The following is a 17,696-nucleotide window of genomic DNA, read 5'->3' on the forward strand; positions in this document are numbered from 1 at the left end:
AATTACTCAAAAAAATTATTCATTTATCGATTTTTTAAAAATCTTTAAATCTTGAAATCATAAACCTGAATATATTGTTCAACCATATTAGGCCAATCCATTTTTTGGGCCTGCTTCAATCCATTTTGACTTAATTTTTCAGCTAAACTTGGATTATCTAAAATATTTAAAATAGCTTGGCTAGTTTTTTCTATATCATTTTGAGGAACCAATAATCCATTAAACCCATCTATAATTGCATCTTCGGCGCCACAACCATAAGTACCAATAACTGGTTTCCCGCAAGCATTGGCTTCCAAATAAACTAAACCAAATCCTTCAAAATTATTATCAATATTCACGGGTGTAAGTAGAAACAAATCTGCTTGATGATAAAGTTTTAATAATTTTCGTTCTGAAATGTTTTGCAAAAAAACTATATTATCCTCTAAATTATATTTTTTAACCAAATCTTTAAGTTGAGAAAAATATTTTTTGTTCTTTTGGTTTCCGACAATGTAATATTTTAAATTTGAGTATTTTTTTACAACTTTTCCAACGGCTGAAATGGCAATATAGTATCCCTTGCGAAAAACTAATGCCCCAACGCTAATAATTTTTTTATTATTATTTTTTGTTTTTCTTTCGTCTTGATACATTCGGAACTTTTTATAATCAATACCATTATTAATAACTATAGTATTATCAACTTGAACTTTTTTTAAGAATACTTGTTGAGTAAATCTGCTAACACAAATTATTTTTTTAGCATTTTTATAAACCCTCTTGTACAATCCCCTTAAATACCACTTATTTAAGGCATCTACGGCATAAGTTCCATGTAAAGTGATTAACGTTGGACGCTTCCGACATGTCCAATAAGAGATTAGACTATACGGTTCAGCTAAAATATGAACCATGTCCGCCGATTGGATAAATTTCCTAATTTGATAAAAATTCTTTATTAAAAAATATATTTTTATCCAACGACTAACAAATAATGGAGGTAGAATTTTATAATCCTTAATTGAAGATAAGTCATTTTGCTGGCTTCGCGTTGACGACAAAACCAAACAATCAACACCTTGTTTTGACAAATGTTCAATTAAATTAACTGCGTAACTCCCCCATCCATCCCTAGAAGATAATTGATTAACCAAAAAACAAATTTTCATAATTGTTTAGCTAAACGATAAACCGGCTTCCCTATTTTGTAAAGCAAGGGCGTTGAAATAATAAATTTTTTAATACTTCTCATTTTTTCTTGAATAGCCCTTTTAACATTATACTGCCTATAAACATTATATTCAAAATTCCTGACCGCCTTTTTTATTTGATTAGAACTCAAACCAGGCAGTTCTAAAACCGACTCATCCATATAAGAATCAATATGATCTTTAGTGATTAACCCTTGTTCAATACATTTTTGACCCAATAGTGTTTCAGGGTAAGGATAAAAAGCAGTTACTTGCATAAAATCAGGCTTAATTTTAGCATTTAAATTAATTGTTTCTTGAATAGTTTTTTTAGTTTCTCCGGGAATGCCAATCATATTAAAAGAAAAAGTTAAAATACCAATCTCTTTGGCCAAATTAAACAATTCAATGACTTGATTATTAGAAATATTCCTTCCTAAAATCTTCTTTCTTAATTTTTCATTGCCCGTTTCTAAACCAACTTTGATTAGATTACAACCTGCTTTTTTTAAAGCCACTAAAGTTTCTTTGTCAACCGCGCCAATTCTAACATTACATTCAAAACTCATATTAAACTCTTTTGAATATTTATGACAGAATTCTAAAACCCAATTCTTATTCAAAGAAAAAGTATCATCATCAATTTTAAAATGTTTAAAATTATATTGCTTCTTCAAATCCCTAATTTGTTCAATAGCCCAATCAACGCTCATAAATCTTAAATACCGACCATGTCCAAAATAAATTTTCTTAAAAACATGATTACAACAATAAGTACAGTTAAAAGGGCATCCACGGGAAAATATAAAACGGGGAGTAATCTCTTTTTGACCGGCATTTTTAAAATATTTAAAAATAGAATAATCAGGAAAGGGTAATTGATCTAAATCAATCAACAAAGGACCAATTCTATTCTTAATAACCTTGCCCTGTCGTTTAAACCAAAAATTGTTAATGTCAGTATAGTCCTGTTTTTGCTCAATTCGTCTAACTAATTCTAAAAGAGAATCTTCCGCCTCACCAATACAGATACCGTCAAAGCTTTCTTCCTTAATTACTTCTTCTGGTCTAATAGTAGCATGAACTCCTCCTAAAAATATTGCAATATCAAACTCTGATTTGATTCTTTTAGCTATCTCAACTGCGTGAATATATTGATGAGAATTTACTGATAAACAAATAATTTGCGGCTGATACGATTCAACAAAAGAATTGATCTGATCAATTTCTTTTTTGTCTTCTATTTCCAACAACTCAATCTGATACCCATCTTTTTTTAAAACAGCCGAAAGAAAAGATACTCCAACCAACCACTTCGCTTGTGAGCCAATTTTAGGAACAATAAATAAGACTTTCATAATAGGGTTAAATAAATACGTTAAAAGAATTAGAGAATAAAAAAATTATTAATTTTATCATTTTAATTTAAAAACTTTAAATTCATTAATTTCATAAATTTGCTCAAAAAATGAATATTGCTCAATCTTCCATTGAGGATATTTTAAAGTATCCCAAAGTAAATAATCTGTCTGATATTTTCTCAAGATATTCTCCAAAGGAATAGCCAAAAATTCTCTATATTTATCAACAAAAAAATAAAGTTTTTCATCTGGAATTAATTCATAACCACCCATTCGCTTTCGATAATATTCACCATAAACCTTTAAAGAAAGATCTGCTTTATTTTCAAAAAAATATTTATATAAAATCTCGTCATTTCCTTTTAACCCATTAAAGCGAAGTATTAGAAATATTCTTTCTAATAATTGTTTTTCATCAGCTGCTAACGAATGACGCCCATCCTCACAATTAACTACATTAAGTGGAGTATAAGTAGCAATTGAATAAGAATTAATTTCATCTCCCACAATTACTTGATCTTTTTGAGTATTATTACGCAACCATTCAAAAATTGGTCCATAGCGCTGATTCTCAATGGCTATAGGTTTTTGACGATCATAAAGAGAAACTTGAAGCACCCAAGCATTATAAAAATTAATAAATAAAATCAATATAATCAAACTTAACCAGCTTATTTTTTTTAAAAAAGAATTATTAATTTTCTTTTCAAGCAATTCAAAAACAATTATTATAATAAAAATAATCGCTAAGGGACTATGAAAATACCAATGATAATGATCTGGAATCATAATCATTCCAGTAATAATCTGTTGATTAAGAACAACAAAAGGCGTTAAAATAAGACTTAGGCAAAAATAATATCTATCTTTCCACTCTCGTGAAAAAAACAATAAAAAAACAGCTAAAAGAATTAGGACCAATGCTCCCACCTGAGGAGAATGTGTTTTCATTAAACCAAAACGAGAAGCTACCTCTGAATACAATGGATGCTGCATCGCTTGCCATAAATTCCAAAAATAAGGAATAGCTATTAATAAAGCAATAAAAGCGATCAAAATAATATCTTTAATTTTAGTCCATTCTTTCTTCCAAAGAAAAATAAGTATCAAACAGCCAAGGAATGCAAAAATAAATGTCCAAGTATAAGGATATTCGTAAAAAGAAAGACCCAAAAGAACACCACTAGAAATACCATAAATCCATTGTCTTTTTTGTAAAAAAAACCAAAAAAGCAATAAAAAAGCAAAAAAGAAAATCGAATGAATGGGAGATATTAATCTACTAGAAAGCATAAAATCTGCATAGGTTTGCTGATGAATAAATAAATTCCAAACTCTTATAGGATTTATTAAATTAATTGATAACAAAACAGTTATTGAAGCAATCAAAGAAATTGATTTTCTTTTAGTTAATTGATAAAGCAAGGCATAAATAAGCAAAAATACAAAAGCAGGAAAAAGAAATCTATTCAAGGTAATTGTATTAATTAAATTAAGTCCAAAAATTTGACCAGTAAAACTTGAAATATTTTCGGGAAGGAAAGGAAATAAATAAGGCAAATCCTTGCCTTCTGCCCAGCCACTATTAGCAAGCATATAATGACCATCCCTAACTTCTTGGATACGCATTAAAAAAACATATTCATCGCTAGCTCCACCCAGAGCAATTCCTTCATAAGAATCTTTCTCTGTAAGTTGAAAATAAATTTGAGGAAAGGTAGTGATTACCCCAATTAAAATAGAGGTAATAATAGCTAATTTATGAATAGATATAGTTTTAAAAAATATTTTCATTTTATTATTTCTTCTTACCTATAAAATAAAAGCCATATGCTATGTTTTCCGAGCTTTTAAATTTATAAATTAGATAATCAAAAATTTTTATTGGACTAGTAATAATCATAAAAAACATAAATAAAAACTGATGAAGTTTTTGAAAACCAAAACTTAAAAGCGTAGCTAACCATTCATTAACGATATAAAGCATTGCTGAAGTAGGACCGCATCTAATACCAATCTCCTTTTCTTTAAAATCCTTTAAAAGTTCTCTTAGTCCTTGTTTTGACCAACGATAATAATCATTTGGAGAAGAATGAAAACTAGCCACAAAAGGCGCCGCTAAATAAATCAATCCGTTTGGTTTTAAAACTCTATAAATTTCTTTAACAATTTTTTTAGGATTTTTTACATGTTCTAAAACAAATTCATTTATCACTACATCAACTGAATTATTGTCAAAAGGCAAACGAGAGATATCAGAGACTATGTCAACATTATTAAAAGGATAAAAATCTATATTTACTACATTGTTATTTATTTTCTTTATTCCAGAACCTAAGTTAATTATTAATTTATCAGATTCAATATTTTTAATTACTTTTTTAGCACTTTTACCAACAAAAGAAGCTCCAAAAGCATAATAAAAAATAAAAAATAATCTTGGATATTTTTTAAATAAAATCTTTAATTTATTAACTATAATATCGCTACTTTCTCGATTTAAAATTTCTGTTTTATTATCTAAAAAATAGAGCTTATCACCTATTATTTTATAAACTTTGTTACAACCAGAACAAACTAAATTTTGACTATCTAAATTAAGTTTGTTATGACAATCTAAACAAACTAAATTTTTAAGTATTCTTTCTTTAATCATTTATTTTCAACTTTAATTTAAATACATATCTTATTGGTATAAAATTATACGGAATACCCCTTACTTTCTCTATCGTATAATCATCAAAAATTAAATTTTTTATTTTTTTCAAATCAAAAGAATGTAAATGCCATTCATCATCCATTTTTTTAGATATGTTTGGAAAAAGAAAATTAAATATTTTCATTCTTTGTAGGACTACCTTGATTCGATTAATTAGTTTCTCGTTAGGCGCTGAAATAACAATAATACTATTGTTTTTAGATATTTTTTTAATCTCTTTTAAAACCTTAACAGGATTTTCTACATGCTCTAAAACCTCACTGCAAATTATCTTATCATATTTATTTCGACTAATTTTTATTGGCAAATTTTCTGCATTACCATTTATAAACCTAATGTTTTTATATCTTTTTTTAGCAATATTTAAAATATATTGTGAAATATCTACTCCAATTAATTTATTACTATTTATCTTGTTTAGAATATCACCTACTCCACATCCGATTTCAATAACAATGTCCTTTTTATTAATTTTTAAAAAACTTAAAATGCATTCAACTCTTTTGTGTTCAATAAATCTAATCACAAAATTAAAATTATCATGATAATGCTCTAAGTCAAATTTTTTAATCATTTCATTATTCCATTTTACGAAATTGTCATATCTTTTATTGCTCATAAAATTATTTCTTTTCGCCTAAAACTGTCCAACTATTGTTATTAACTGAATGAATTTCTATGTCTTTAATATTATCAAAATTTTCAAACAAATCTAATACCTCTTGTTTGGTCCAATAATTAGCAACTTTTGGAATCAATTGATCGAAAACAATACTATGAATATGCCAAAATTTAAAATCCGACAACTGTTTCAAATATAATCCTGGACCATTAAATGTTTTGACTGAAATCCACAAAGGAATAGAAACAAAATAACTTAAAAAATGAACTAACCATAAAGGCAATTTAGAGGTGAGTGCTTTTCTAACTGGATCAACCAATTTAACTATCCATTCATTATTATTATACCCATAAACCCAAATCAGAACTTTTCCGCCCGGCCTAACAGCTTTGATTAAATTCTTAATAGCTTTCTTAGGATTTTCTAAATGATGAATAACCCCAATGCAAAATACTATATCAAATTTATCTTGCCAAGACATTTCATAAATACTACCAAATTTAACACGAGCATTATTAAAACAAGACAAATTTTTCTTAGTTACGGCAACACTTCGTTTATCAAAATCAAAAGCCACCAATTCTTTGGCCCCATATTTTAAAGACCAATAACTATTACGGCCCATGCCACATCCAGCATCTAAAACTTTTTTATCTTCAAAATCACTTGGTTTCAATGGCTTAATCCATTTACAAAATTGTAACTCGTAATTTAAATCTATTACATTATATTTTTGCCATTCATAACCAAAACGTTTTTCTGAACTCATAATATTATAAATATCTTTTAGCCCAATTTTGGAAAACAATTAAATTCCATAATATCTTCCGGTTATCTCTTCTGTTTTTTAAATGATCGTTTATTAATTTTTCTACAAACTCATAATGAAATAAACCCGTCTTGTCTATCTCTGCTTGGCTAAGAATTTCCATCATATATCCCTTCAAATCTTTTTTAAGCCATCTTGTTAAAGGAACGCCGAACCCCTTTTTATTGCGATAAATAATATTCTTAGGCAATTTATCCTTCATTAATTCTTTCAAAATATATTTCGTCTCAAATCCTCGCAATTTATAATTCAAAGGAAGAGAATTAACAAAGTCAGCCAAGCGAAAATCTAAAAAGGGCGCTCGCGCTTCTAAACTATTATACATACTCGAGCGATCAACTTTGAATAAAATATCATCTTGTAGGTAATATTTCAAGAATAAGGCGTTAATTTTATTTAAATAATTTTTGTCCTGATAATTTTTTAAAAAATCTCCGGCGAATTTAAATAATTCTCCCGATTCAACTTTAAACTTAAATAGATTTTCAAACCCGCTAATATATCCGCCTATATTCAAAAAATCGCGAAATAAAGCGGGAAAAGAAACACTCTGCGCGTATCTTTTGATTTTATAAGAAAGAGTTAAATTTTTATCAGAAACCGGTAGTAATCTTTCTAAAAATTTAGCAAAATTAACTTTAGATTTTAAATTGACTAGACCTAATGAGGAAATAATTTTCTGGACCTGATGATTTGGATAACCCATCAATAATTCATCGCCTCCATCTCCGCCTAAAGCAACCTTAACTTTTTCCGCCGTAAACTCCGAAAGCAGATATGTCGGCAAAATAGAGGGATCGCCAAATGGTTCATCTAATTTTTCAGTAATTTTTGGAATAACATTTAATAAATCTTGCGGTCCGAATTCTCGGTGATAATGTTCTGTTTTTAATAATTTGGCCACTTGTTGAGCGTAAGAGGATTCATCAAAACTTGATTCGCTAAATCCAATGGAAAATGTTTTAATATCTTCTTTTTGTTTTTTGGCAAAATACGCGATGGTTGAGGAATCAATCCCTCCAGATAAAAAGATTCCGACAGGGACATCCGCGACTAATCGTCTTTTAACCGAATCGTTTAATAATTCTCCAAAATTTTTAACCGCTGACGGAAAAGCCATTTCTTCTCCGCCAAATTCTATTTGATAATATTTACCCAAACTAACTTTATTGTCCTTAAAAACAAGTAATGCTCCATTTTCAAGTTTATGAATATTTTTAAAAATTGTGAGCGGTTGCGGAACATAATCAAAAGAAAAATATTGTTCAACCGCCAATTGGTTTAATTCTTTTTTAACCGAAGGGTGACATAAAATCGCTTTCATTTCGGAAGCAAAAATTAAAGTATCCCCCGCTAATGTCCAATAGAACGGTTTTTGCCCATAGCGGTCGCGAGATAAAACAATCTTTTTTTGTAGGCCATCCCAAATAGCGATGGCGAACATCCCGTTAAATTTTTTAAAACAATCAACGCCATCTTCTTCATATTGATGGACAATAACCTCGCTATCTGTTTGGCTCTTAAACTTATGTCCGCGCGCAATTAAATCTTTTCTTAACTCTTGAAAATTATAAATTTCTCCGTTGAAAACAACTTGAATTGTTTCATCTTCATTACTAATCGGCTGGCGTCCTTTGTCGCTTAGGTCAATAATAGAAAGTCGCTGATGCCCCAGACCAACTCCATCCTGAACAAAAAAACCCTTATCATTGGGTCCGCGATACTCCAGAGAATGCGTCATTCTTTCTAAAATATCTCTGTTTCCTTTGCCGTGATAGCCAGCTAATCCGCACATATTAAAAATTAATTTTTTCTTTAATTAAATAAACTGATTTCTTTTGAGATTCGTAATAAGTTCTTATCAATATTTCCGCTAAAAGACCCATTAAAATAAACTGAATGCCAATAATAACCAAGAACGCGGTCAATAGCGGCAATGGAGTTAAAATTAACGATACTCCAAAAAAGAATCTAAGATATAAAGCTAAAAAACCTGATAAGAAACTAAAAAGAAACAACCAAAATCCAATTCTGCCAAAAAAATGCATTGGACGATTTAAATAATCCGTTAAGAATCTAATTGTTAAGATGTCTAATAAAACACGGAAGGTTCGTCCTATCCCATATTTTGATTTTCCGTATTGCCTGGGCTCATAAGCAATTGGAATTTCAACTATTTTCGCGCCATACCACATTGCGTAAGCCGGAATAAAGCGATGCATATCGCCATAAAATTTAATATCCTTGATAACATCTCTCCTATATGCCTTCATTGTGCATCCGTAATCGTGTAACTTTAGCCCAACTATTTTTGAAATTAGCAAATTAGCAATAAGAGAAGTTAATCTTCTGGTAAAAAAACTTTCTTCCCATCTATGTTTTCTCCATCCAGAAACAACATCATATCCTTCGTCTAATTTTTCTAAAAGATTAGGAATATCTTCTGGCTTATTTTCTAAATCAGCATCAATGGGAACAATAATTTCTCCCTTTGACATATCTATTCCTGCTGAAATTGCCGCTGTTTGACCAAAGTTTTTCCTAAAATTAATTACTTTAAACGCATTATCGTTTTGAGAAATCTCTTTAAGCGCTTGATAACTATTATCAGTTGAACCATCATTCACGGCAATTATTTCGTATTGCGCATCTAATATAGACAAAACTTCTTTAAGTTTTTGGTACAACTTAAAAATACTTTCTTCCTCATTATAAATTGGGATAATAATGCTTAATTTCATAATGGTTTAATAAAAAGTAAAATATTTTTAACTCTTTCCGTCCAAGTATATTTCTGAACATTTTGCCATGCTTCTATTAGAATTTTAGCAGAAAAATCATCTTTTTTCAACGCGCTCATAATTCCCTCTGCTAAAGCGCGCGAATTGTCTGGCTCAACTAAAACCGCATTGTTTTCGTTAAGAATTTCCCTCAAAGAAATCAAATCAGAAGCGACAATTGGTCTTTGGCTTGCCATATACTCAAACATTTTCATCGGCGAAGTCCAACTCTTGGAAATTTCCTCTTTGCCAGAATTAGGCAGAACCAAAACATCGGCTGCTTTCAGATAATATGGAATTTCAGAATAAGGCCTGTGTCCCAAAATTAAAATATTATTTAAATTTTTGTTTTTATCTCTAAATCTTTCTTCATCCTCTTTAGTCCCGCCAACAAAAACAACAATTGTGTCTTTTTCTAAAAATTTAGACGCGTTAGCCAATATTTGCGCTCCCTTCCATTTATATAAATGGCCACTATAAAGAACAATTTTTTTGTTTTGGGGCAAGTTTAATTTTTTTCTTGCCTCATCTTTTAAAATATCTATATCAAACTTACCTATATCAACCCCGTCTGGCGCGACTAAAATCTTATTCTCCGAAATCCCCTTTTCAATTAGAGATTTTTTTAATTGTTTGGTTATGACAATAACGGCTTTCGCTTTTTTGAAAACCCTTTTGTGTAGAAAAAGATGTTTTGGCAAGTAATGAAGCTCTAAAATAAGATTTTTCTTAAAGAAAGATATTAGATACAAAAGAAAAGAATCCCGAGAATAAATAATATCTGTTTTTTTGAATAATAAATAAAAAAATGCCGAAATAGAAAACGATAAACTTTGGACCCAAAAAAATATTTTAGGAATATTTAAAAAAATGAAATCCAAAGAAAATATTTTTTTAATTTTAAAACTCTTTTTTACGCCATAAAAATCAAAAGAATTTTCTTTGATTTGATTAAACCGCCACGGCAAAACTAATTCCAATTCTACTCCGGCATTTCCAAACGCCTCGCACATTTTCATAATTTGAATGCCGTGCGCTTTTTCTGTCGGTATTCTTGCATTAGTTAAATAAACAAGTTTCATTTTTTTAAGATATAAAAATGATGATACTGATTTTCAAAAGGGACAAAGTCATTTTGAATTTCAAAATATTTTTTGATAATGTTTCTTATTTTCCTTGGTGAATACCCCTTTTTGCCTATTTCCCAATAATGAACTCTGCCTGATTTATGTTTTGGATGATAAGGAATCTTAAAGACAATTTTAATCTCTTTAATAAAAGGAATTTTAAAACTAATTTTAATCGGCGGACCAAAATGCGGCAAACTCAAAACGACATATTTTTTAGTTACCCTTTTTAATTCTAAGAGCGCCTTTTCGAAATCTTTAAAAGGTAAATGTTCTAAAATCTCCGCGCATAAAACAACACTAAATGAATTATTATCTATGGGCATTTTCATGACATCGGCTATAAAATCAGGCCTCAAATCCTCGCTAATATCCAGGGTTTTTACTTTTAACCCCTGTTTTTTCAAACAATCAGCCACTGTCCCATTTCCGATGCCAATTTCCAAAACTGTTTTTGGTCTCAATTTCAAAACTTCGTCTATTTGATGCCAATAGCTTGTCCACCTATCTTTATAATCATATTTGAAAAAATTATAGTGTTTATCCATTAATAATTATTTTTTAGCGATAATAAAATAACCAAGCGGGCAAGGATGAAGTTTTTTAATTTTTTTAGGAATTAACTTATCAAATAACAACGCCTTACTAAAAGCAATTAATCTTATGAAATTAAATATAAAAAAATTATGTAACAAATATACAATTACTGAAAATCTTTCTCCATAAGGAATAATTTCAAAATCAGAAAAACCGCTTTTTCCCAGCGCTCTTTCCAACCCCTGCGAAGTCAGCCGCCTAAAATCATTTGGCTCCCTGGCCTCGTTGAAAATAAAAGGCGAACTAATGAATAAACGACCTCCTTTTTTTAAAACTCGATGAATCTCTTTGAGCAATTTTTTCGGATTTTTGATAATATAGATAACATTAAAAAGAAAAATATTATCTATTGAATTATTATCTAAGGGCAGTGACTGATTTAAATCAATTTTTAAATCTGGCGACTTGTCTAAATTATAATCCGCTCTAATTATCTTAATTTTTTTAAAATCTAGATATTTATAATAACTTGGATTGCTTCCAGCCGCCAAATCAATGCAAATACCCTTTAATTCTCGGCAATGTTCTTGAACACGCCAATTAAAAAGAATCCGCGCTATGCTTTTGCCTTGAAAAACCTGCTTAATAAAATCAAAAAATTTCATAAATTTGCTCTAAATTGGACAAAAGAAGTTGTTGAATTAACAGAAACGCTTTTTAATTTAAATAAATTATCTCCTTGATTCACTTTTCCCCTTTCAACCGTCCGAGCTGCTTTAAAACCATTATTCTTTAAAGTATCTATAATTTCTTTATTATATAATCCGCGAGGATAAGCAAAAAACTCGCATTTTTTACCAAGTTTTTTTTCTATTTCTTTTTTTGAATCAATAATTTCTTGTTGATTTGATTCTCGGTGATTAACCGTGTGCGGCTGAAAATCAACCAAACCGGAATTATGCATTTCTTGTATCTCATCCCAATTAAGCGCCTTTAATGTTATATTTTGAGAATTATTAATTTCTTTTCCAATTAACCCCGTAATCAAAAAAATGGTTGCTGGAAAATTATATTTTTTTAGAATGGGAAACACATTTGTGTAATTATCATTATAGCCATCATCAAATGTTAAAACAACTATTTTTTTAGGTATTTTGTTGTTATATTTCAAAATATCAATCAGATCAGATAATTTAATAACATTATAATTGTTATTTTTTAAATACTTCATCTGTGTTTCAAGCATTTCAGGCTTAACGGTAAAAAAAACATTATTATAATCTACCGAATGATACATCAAAATAGAAGCTCCTTTTTGACAAAGAAATAAATATTTAAAAAAATAAATAAAAATTTTAAGATATTTCTTTAAAAACATTGATTATTTTCAAAACCAAATTATCCAAATTATGATTTTGGACCGACTGTTTTCTTAAATGTTTGCCAATTTCCTCCATCTTATCGCTTTGCGCCAAATTAAAAACTTTTTCAGATAAATCTATCGGGTCTTTTTCATTAAAAATCAACAAGTCGGCATAAGGAGAAAAATCATCTATAAATGTTTTGTTGCAAACCAAAACTGGCAAACCGCAAGCCATTGATTCCAAAACCGCTTTATCGGGCGAGCCGGTCGGACAAAGATTAACCGACAAATCAGATTCCTGGCAATACTTATACAATTCTTGATTGGGTATCGCTCCCTTAAATTCAAAAATATCTTCCATCTTTTTATCGTGGATAATCTGTTTAATTTCGTCAAAATAAGATTGCTGACTTGGCAAGCCAGGACTGCCAATAATAGAAACTTTTATCGCTGAAGTAAATTTTTGATTGCTTCTTAAAATATCAACTGCCTTAATTAGGGTTTTGTAATCCTTAATCGGCGAAATCCGACCAATAGAAATAATACGGAAAACATCCCTCTTTTTCTTATTAACGGCTGGTCTGAATAAATCCGTATCAATCCCATGCCCAACCACATTTTTTTTCTTTGATTCCAACCCAAATCCTTCTTGAGTGGGAGTAACAATTTTATCAGCCAAAATATTGATTAATCGAACTTTCCAATTGATCTCCTTGTGCGAATACCAAGTCACTGTCTTTTTTCTAAATATCTTGGCGTAAGGCGCGATTAAGATTGTGTATTCTGGGTTTTGATGGCAAAAAACTCCGTCAACTTCTCTAATAAATCTCAAGGCGCCTCTTTGAAAATTGATAAATTCTCTGAAACGATTTTTGCCTTTTTCTTTTCCCAAGGAAAAAACTTCAACATTATCTGGTAATCCCTCAAGATTGCCTTTTTCTAAACAAATCACTTTCAAAACCTCCACATTAAGCGCGAATTTTTTGACCCACCCATAAGTAAAGCCCGCTTGAGCGTCGTCTCTATCAACTTTTCTTGTAATCATCAATAATTTCATAATTATTTAATCAAAAACACATGATAGCCCGACGGCTGTTCCCCTGAAAAAAACCTGTCAAAAAACCTAATCAAAGTCGTTAAAATCCATATTTTTCTCAAGGGCGTTAAATTAAAAACTGTTTCCATATTTCCCCTGACTGGACAGATTTCAATTTCGCTAAAATTCCTAAACAAATATCTGATGCCATCGTCCGTATAGCGATAATAGTCCTTGTAAACGCCTTTGTGCGCGTGATAAGGGTATAAGAAAGGAACATAGACAAGACACTTGCCGCCAACTCTTAAAACCCGATAAATTTCCTGAGCAGCTTTTCTTGGTCTTGGAACATGTTCTAAAACCGCTTTGCAAATTACCGCGTCCAATGATTCGTCCTCTAACGGAAGATTTTGAACATCGCCGATAATATCTGGCTTGTACGATGTTTCTTTATCTAAGACCCGATAATTTGTCTTCTCAAAAAGAACCTTAAATTTATCTAATCCCTTTTGAAAACGAAAACCGCCGCCAATATCTAAAATATTTTTTTCTTTGGCGATTTCTCTAATTTTATCCTCAAAAAACCTTTCCCACTTAGTCATAATTGTTTTTTGTTGATGTTTTTCCAAAACCCTATCATTTCCCCAATTATCTTCTCCTTCCCAAATCTTTCTTTGACCATTTTCCTCCCCGCCTCTCCTATTTCTCTCGCTTTTTCAGAATTGTTAAGTAAAAACAAAATCTTTTTAGCCAAAGCAACGCTGTCACCCACTGGAACTAAAAATCCATTCACGCCGTCAACAACAATTTCTTTGGAGCCCGTCGTTGTTGTCGCAACCACTGGCAATCCGGCCGCCATCGCCTCAATCAAAACCTTGCCAAAACTTTCATTACACGAAGAAGAAACATAAACATCGGAACTGTGGTAATAATTAATTAATTCCTTTTGGTTAATTTCTCCAACGCAAGTCAAGATTAAATTCTCGCTCTCTTTTGTTCTATCTTGAAGACAAATCCCCGCTCCGATTTGGCAAAAAGCCAAATTCCCGTATTTTTCATGAACCAAGTTAATCGTCTTGAATAAAGTCGGATAGTCCTTAGCGGAAGCATCGCGCAGTCCAATATTGATAATTGTTTTATAATTCTTGTTTTTTAATCTTAATTCCTCCACTTTCTTCTCGTCGTCCTTTTCAAATTTTTCCAAATCAACCGGCGTTGAAATAACTCTAATCTTATCTTTGGGAACATCCGCCCTAACTAATTTATCCTTAATCCCCGCGCTTACGACCCGAATTCCATCGGCTCCATCAACCAAAAATTTGCTCAAAAAAAGCAAGAGCCAATTATACCAAAACAAATGCCACCATTTTTTGGGCTTGTTTAGCCAATGTTTGTTCTCCCAAAAATCGCCGTGAAAATGAATTAAAAGAGGCGTCTTAAATCTTTTCTTCAACAACCAGCCCGTCAATCCAGTTAAAAATGGGTCCTGACAAACAATCAAATCAAATCTGTCTGGGAAATAGATATTTTTGGCAATTTGAAAAGCGTCCCAAATATAATTTAACTTAGCGGTTGAATTAGTTGGATAGACAGCCAAAGAACCGCTCGCCGCCTTTCTAAATCCTTTTTTAGAAAAAACAATAATATCCAATTTCCCCGCTCTCCGCGCATATTCCAAATGACGCTCAAAAGCGTCGCCGCTCTCGGCGCTTAACAATGTCCTGTCTGTGCTAACCATTAAAACTCTCATATTTTTCTTGCGCAGGATGTCTTAGGAACCAGATATTAGTTTGTTCCTTATGTATAGTTCAAATCACACCAAAAGTTATGTCAACTGCAAAAGTATTGCTTGTTCATAATTCTTATTATCCCTATCATATCCCATCAACCATACTCGGTCAATCAAAAAATCCACTCTCAAAAGGGCGGATTTTGAAAAAATTATAACAGATTTTTATTTACTTTTTGGTCTCTAATACTCTTTTCGCGCCTTCTCTTTCTTGCCTTCTTTCTCGCGAACCATACACAAAAACACCCACCAACGAACTTAAAGTAGAAAACCCTATTACACCGCTCAATACTGGATGCCCGAAAATAGCAATAGTTACAGTGGCTAAAATTCCTGCTAATCCTATAATTAAACCAAAAACTAAACCCAATTTTGAATTTTTAATATCAGATCCGATAACCATGCTTTCTATTTCTCTCCTGTGTTTGGATTGACTCTCAGCCATGGTTAGAATTCTTTCAGCCGCTCCAGACACAATTTGATCGTATTGCTCTAAAACAACAGGTGGTGGCAAAGGTCCGCTACTGAAATGAGCTGTTGCTCGTCCAACAACAACTTGATGATTATTTAATGTCTTTGTCTTTGTTTTCTTGCTCATATTTATTAATTGACATTCTGATATCGTCACCTACTGCTATCCAGTCATTTAATAATGCTATATAATCTGCTTCATCGGCAGTCTTACTTTTATTGTAAATTTGAAGATTCGCCCCCAAATCCAAAACATGCGCTACGCCTCCAATAAAAGATGGTCTAGCGAAAAGATAAAATGTTGAACTTTTTTCATTCATAATAATTATTTCTATAATAGCATATTTTAACAGAAATAGACAATACCTTTTATCACATCTGACTGATTAACCTCCCACAACAAAACGCCTTGCGATTTTAAATTCAATCGGCCATTTGAAAAATTTTAACTTCCAGCGGAGTTTGCAAACGAGGATGAATAATAATTTAAGAAGCTTATTTGACTTGACTGTTGAACCGAGCGCGCTTTTGATTGAATGGGCGCCAAATCTGACGAACGCTTCCAACGATTCCACAAAATCAGGGTCTTCCAGCCATGGAAAATTTTGAACATTCAAATAATTTAATTCATCTTTGACTCGGCTTTCCCAATCATCAAGCGACTTTGGCTCCTCCCAGCCGGCTTCCAAACATTCGCGATAAAGTTCCGAACCCGGATAAGGGCGGAACGCTTGCGGGCCAAGGATTTGAATTTTATCGCTCAATTTCGCCAATTCATCAATTAGTTTAAGCGTCTCCATCGCTTCACTCCTTGTTTCGCCCGGCAAGCCGACCATAAAAGAATACTGCGGAATGATGCCAATAGCAAGGCACATCTTCGCCGAATTAATCACATCCTCGGGCATAATATCCTTTTTAATCTTCTTCAAAATTCTCGGACAGCCCGATTCCGCGCCAAAGGATAAAAGATAACAGCCAGATTTTTTGAGTTTGCCCAAAAAATTCTCATCAATCATTCCCTCTCTTAAGTAATTTGCCCTGACGGTCGTTTCCCAGGGAGTAATTAAATTTTTTTCTATCATGCCCTCAATAATTTTTTTCGCTCTTTCAATCTCAACAAAAAAGTTTTCATCCCAAAAACGCAATTTCTTCCCTTTAAAATACGGCTTTTCTTGAATAATTCTTAAATCCTCCAAAACCTGTTCGGCCGTTCTCGGCCGCCATTTATTTTTCAAAATCGCGTTGATGCAAAATGTGCAGCGATGAGGACACCCGCGAGAAGTTAACGAGGGGACTAAATGTAAACTGTCTAAAATCTCTTTGGGCATTAAATCCCAATTAAACAAAGGCATTTCCGCGGGATTGTGAAGCGCCTGCGGCTTGTTGATAACAACCTCGCCATTTTTCTTGTAGGCGATTCCGTCCACTTCTGACAAATCCCTCCCCTCCGCGATATGCCCCATAACCAATTCCCCTTCGCCATAGCAAACAGCGTCTATTAAGGGGTGCGCCGCCGTCTGCTCAACAAAAAAACTCGGATGGGCGCCGCCCCAAATAATTTTACAATTAGAATTTATTCTTTTTATTAAACGACTCGCCTCCAAAGCGCCCGGCGCCTGCGTCGTCATAACCGAAATCCCCGCGTAATCGCAATTTTTAATTTCTTTCTCAACCAAATCCAAATAATTCTCCTGCCTCACGCCATCAACAATCACCACTTCTACGCCTCGACTATCCAAATATGTCCCAATACTCAAAAGCCCCACCGAAATGGAACTATCATAATTCTCCTTATTAACATTAAATGGAGGATTAATAAGTAAAACTTTTGTCATAAAAAAATATTTATTTTATTTCGAAAATTCCCGGAAAAACTTTATGAAATAA

18 protein-coding genes are annotated in these 17,696 nt (G+C 31.8%); all 18 read right to left on the reverse strand.

Annotated elements, in window-relative coordinates; translation table 11 throughout:
- Positions 1-44 precede the first annotated feature (44 nt).
- Positions 45-1,154, reverse strand: coding sequence for a glycosyltransferase family 4 protein (locus KKF19_00660; protein ID MBU2579472.1), 1,110 nt, complete (start codon positions 1,152-1,154; stop codon positions 45-47).
- Positions 1,151-2,533, reverse strand: coding sequence for a radical SAM protein (locus tag KKF19_00665; protein ID MBU2579473.1), 1,383 nt, complete (start codon positions 2,531-2,533; stop codon positions 1,151-1,153). Before KKF19_00665 ends, KKF19_00660 begins: the two co-directional genes overlap by 4 nt.
- Positions 2,534-2,590: 57 nt before the next feature.
- Positions 2,591-4,330, reverse strand: a complete 1,740-nt coding sequence (locus KKF19_00670; GenBank protein MBU2579474.1) for a hypothetical protein — start codon at positions 4,328-4,330, stop codon at positions 2,591-2,593.
- A gap of 4 nt (positions 4,331-4,334) precedes the next feature.
- A complete protein-coding gene (locus KKF19_00675; protein MBU2579475.1) occupies positions 4,335-5,192 on the reverse strand; it encodes a class I SAM-dependent methyltransferase in 858 nt (285 codons plus the stop codon).
- Positions 5,185-5,874 carry a class I SAM-dependent methyltransferase gene (locus tag KKF19_00680; protein ID MBU2579476.1) on the reverse strand — a complete coding sequence of 230 codons (690 nt, stop codon included), beginning with the start codon at positions 5,872-5,874 and terminating at the stop codon, positions 5,185-5,187. The genes KKF19_00675 and KKF19_00680 overlap by 8 nt, the downstream gene beginning before the upstream one ends.
- 4 nt (positions 5,875-5,878) lie before the next feature.
- A complete protein-coding gene (locus KKF19_00685) occupies positions 5,879-6,646 on the reverse strand; it encodes a class I SAM-dependent methyltransferase (GenBank protein MBU2579477.1) in 768 nt (255 codons plus the stop codon).
- A 4-nt stretch (positions 6,647-6,650) separates the two neighbouring features.
- Complete coding sequence (gene asnB / locus KKF19_00690; protein ID MBU2579478.1) at positions 6,651-8,501, reverse strand: asparagine synthase (glutamine-hydrolyzing); 1,851 nt, start codon at positions 8,499-8,501, stop codon at positions 6,651-6,653.
- Between the two features lies 1 nt (position 8,502).
- On the reverse strand, positions 8,503-9,447 hold the full coding sequence (locus KKF19_00695; protein ID MBU2579479.1) for a glycosyltransferase family 2 protein: 945 nt from the start codon (positions 9,445-9,447) through the stop codon (positions 8,503-8,505).
- Positions 9,444-10,568, reverse strand: coding sequence for a glycosyltransferase (locus KKF19_00700; GenBank protein ID MBU2579480.1), 1,125 nt, complete (start codon positions 10,566-10,568; stop codon positions 9,444-9,446). Before KKF19_00700 ends, KKF19_00695 begins: the two co-directional genes overlap by 4 nt.
- Positions 10,565-11,161, reverse strand: coding sequence for a class I SAM-dependent methyltransferase (locus tag KKF19_00705; GenBank protein MBU2579481.1), 597 nt, complete (start codon positions 11,159-11,161; stop codon positions 10,565-10,567). The genes KKF19_00700 and KKF19_00705 overlap by 4 nt, the downstream gene beginning before the upstream one ends.
- Positions 11,162-11,167: 6 nt before the next feature.
- Positions 11,168-11,815, reverse strand: coding sequence for a methyltransferase domain-containing protein (locus KKF19_00710; GenBank protein ID MBU2579482.1), 648 nt, complete (start codon positions 11,813-11,815; stop codon positions 11,168-11,170).
- Complete coding sequence (locus tag KKF19_00715) at positions 11,812-12,528, reverse strand: polysaccharide deacetylase family protein (protein MBU2579483.1); 717 nt, start codon at positions 12,526-12,528, stop codon at positions 11,812-11,814. Before KKF19_00715 ends, KKF19_00710 begins: the two co-directional genes overlap by 4 nt.
- Positions 12,506-13,570 (reverse strand): glycosyltransferase family 4 protein, encoded by a 1,065-nt coding sequence (locus KKF19_00720; GenBank protein ID MBU2579484.1) that lies wholly within the window; start codon positions 13,568-13,570, stop codon positions 12,506-12,508. Before KKF19_00720 ends, KKF19_00715 begins: the two co-directional genes overlap by 23 nt.
- Before the next feature lie 2 nt (positions 13,571-13,572).
- Positions 13,573-14,151, reverse strand: a complete 579-nt coding sequence (locus KKF19_00725) for a class I SAM-dependent methyltransferase (protein MBU2579485.1) — start codon at positions 14,149-14,151, stop codon at positions 13,573-13,575.
- The gene (locus KKF19_00730) at positions 14,148-15,299 is read right to left on the reverse strand and encodes a glycosyltransferase family 4 protein (GenBank protein MBU2579486.1); all 1,152 of its coding nucleotides are present in this window, start codon (positions 15,297-15,299) and stop codon (positions 14,148-14,150) included. The genes KKF19_00725 and KKF19_00730 overlap by 4 nt, the downstream gene beginning before the upstream one ends.
- A gap of 208 nt (positions 15,300-15,507) precedes the next feature.
- A complete protein-coding gene (locus KKF19_00735; GenBank protein ID MBU2579487.1) occupies positions 15,508-15,936 on the reverse strand; it encodes a DUF2335 domain-containing protein in 429 nt (142 codons plus the stop codon).
- The gene (locus KKF19_00740) at positions 15,902-16,129 is read right to left on the reverse strand and encodes a hypothetical protein (GenBank protein MBU2579488.1); all 228 of its coding nucleotides are present in this window, start codon (positions 16,127-16,129) and stop codon (positions 15,902-15,904) included. Before KKF19_00740 ends, KKF19_00735 begins: the two co-directional genes overlap by 35 nt.
- 66 nt (positions 16,130-16,195) lie before the next feature.
- Positions 16,196-17,644, reverse strand: a complete 1,449-nt coding sequence (locus KKF19_00745; GenBank protein MBU2579489.1) for a B12-binding domain-containing radical SAM protein — start codon at positions 17,642-17,644, stop codon at positions 16,196-16,198.
- Between the last annotated feature and the right edge of the window lie 52 nt (positions 17,645-17,696).

Source organism: Patescibacteria group bacterium (genome assembly GCA_018830295.1).
Classification (GTDB): domain Bacteria; phylum Patescibacteriota; class Minisyncoccia; order Portnoybacterales; family UBA2143; genus JAHJSM01.

Excerpts from the sequence above, each read along its gene's own strand:
- KKF19_00660 (MBU2579472.1), bottom strand. The coding sequence starts at position 1,154 with ATGAAAATTTGTTTTTTGGTTAATCAATTATCTTCTAGGGATGGATGG.
- KKF19_00665 (MBU2579473.1), bottom strand. The coding sequence starts at position 2,533 with ATGAAAGTCTTATTTATTGTTCCTAAAATTGGCTCACAAGCGAAGTGG.
- KKF19_00670 (MBU2579474.1), bottom strand. The coding sequence starts at position 4,330 with ATGAAAATATTTTTTAAAACTATATCTATTCATAAATTAGCTATTATT.
- KKF19_00675 (MBU2579475.1), bottom strand. The coding sequence starts at position 5,192 with ATGATTAAAGAAAGAATACTTAAAAATTTAGTTTGTTTAGATTGTCAT.
- KKF19_00680 (MBU2579476.1), bottom strand. The coding sequence starts at position 5,874 with ATGAGCAATAAAAGATATGACAATTTCGTAAAATGGAATAATGAAATG.
- KKF19_00685 (MBU2579477.1), bottom strand. The coding sequence starts at position 6,646 with ATGAGTTCAGAAAAACGTTTTGGTTATGAATGGCAAAAATATAATGTA.
- asnB (MBU2579478.1), bottom strand. The coding sequence starts at position 8,501 with ATGTGCGGATTAGCTGGCTATCACGGCAAAGGAAACAGAGATATTTTA.
- KKF19_00695 (MBU2579479.1), bottom strand. The coding sequence starts at position 9,447 with ATGAAATTAAGCATTATTATCCCAATTTATAATGAGGAAGAAAGTATT.
- KKF19_00700 (MBU2579480.1), bottom strand. The coding sequence starts at position 10,568 with ATGAAACTTGTTTATTTAACTAATGCAAGAATACCGACAGAAAAAGCG.
- KKF19_00705 (MBU2579481.1), bottom strand. The coding sequence starts at position 11,161 with ATGGATAAACACTATAATTTTTTCAAATATGATTATAAAGATAGGTGG.
- KKF19_00710 (MBU2579482.1), bottom strand. The coding sequence starts at position 11,815 with ATGAAATTTTTTGATTTTATTAAGCAGGTTTTTCAAGGCAAAAGCATA.
- KKF19_00715 (MBU2579483.1), bottom strand. The coding sequence starts at position 12,528 with ATGTTTTTAAAGAAATATCTTAAAATTTTTATTTATTTTTTTAAATAT.
- KKF19_00720 (MBU2579484.1), bottom strand. The coding sequence starts at position 13,570 with ATGAAATTATTGATGATTACAAGAAAAGTTGATAGAGACGACGCTCAA.
- KKF19_00725 (MBU2579485.1), bottom strand. The coding sequence starts at position 14,151 with ATGACTAAGTGGGAAAGGTTTTTTGAGGATAAAATTAGAGAAATCGCC.
- KKF19_00730 (MBU2579486.1), bottom strand. The coding sequence starts at position 15,299 with ATGAGAGTTTTAATGGTTAGCACAGACAGGACATTGTTAAGCGCCGAG.
- KKF19_00735 (MBU2579487.1), bottom strand. The coding sequence starts at position 15,936 with ATGAGCAAGAAAACAAAGACAAAGACATTAAATAATCATCAAGTTGTT.
- KKF19_00740 (MBU2579488.1), bottom strand. The coding sequence starts at position 16,129 with ATGAATGAAAAAAGTTCAACATTTTATCTTTTCGCTAGACCATCTTTT.
- KKF19_00745 (MBU2579489.1), bottom strand. The coding sequence starts at position 17,644 with ATGACAAAAGTTTTACTTATTAATCCTCCATTTAATGTTAATAAGGAG.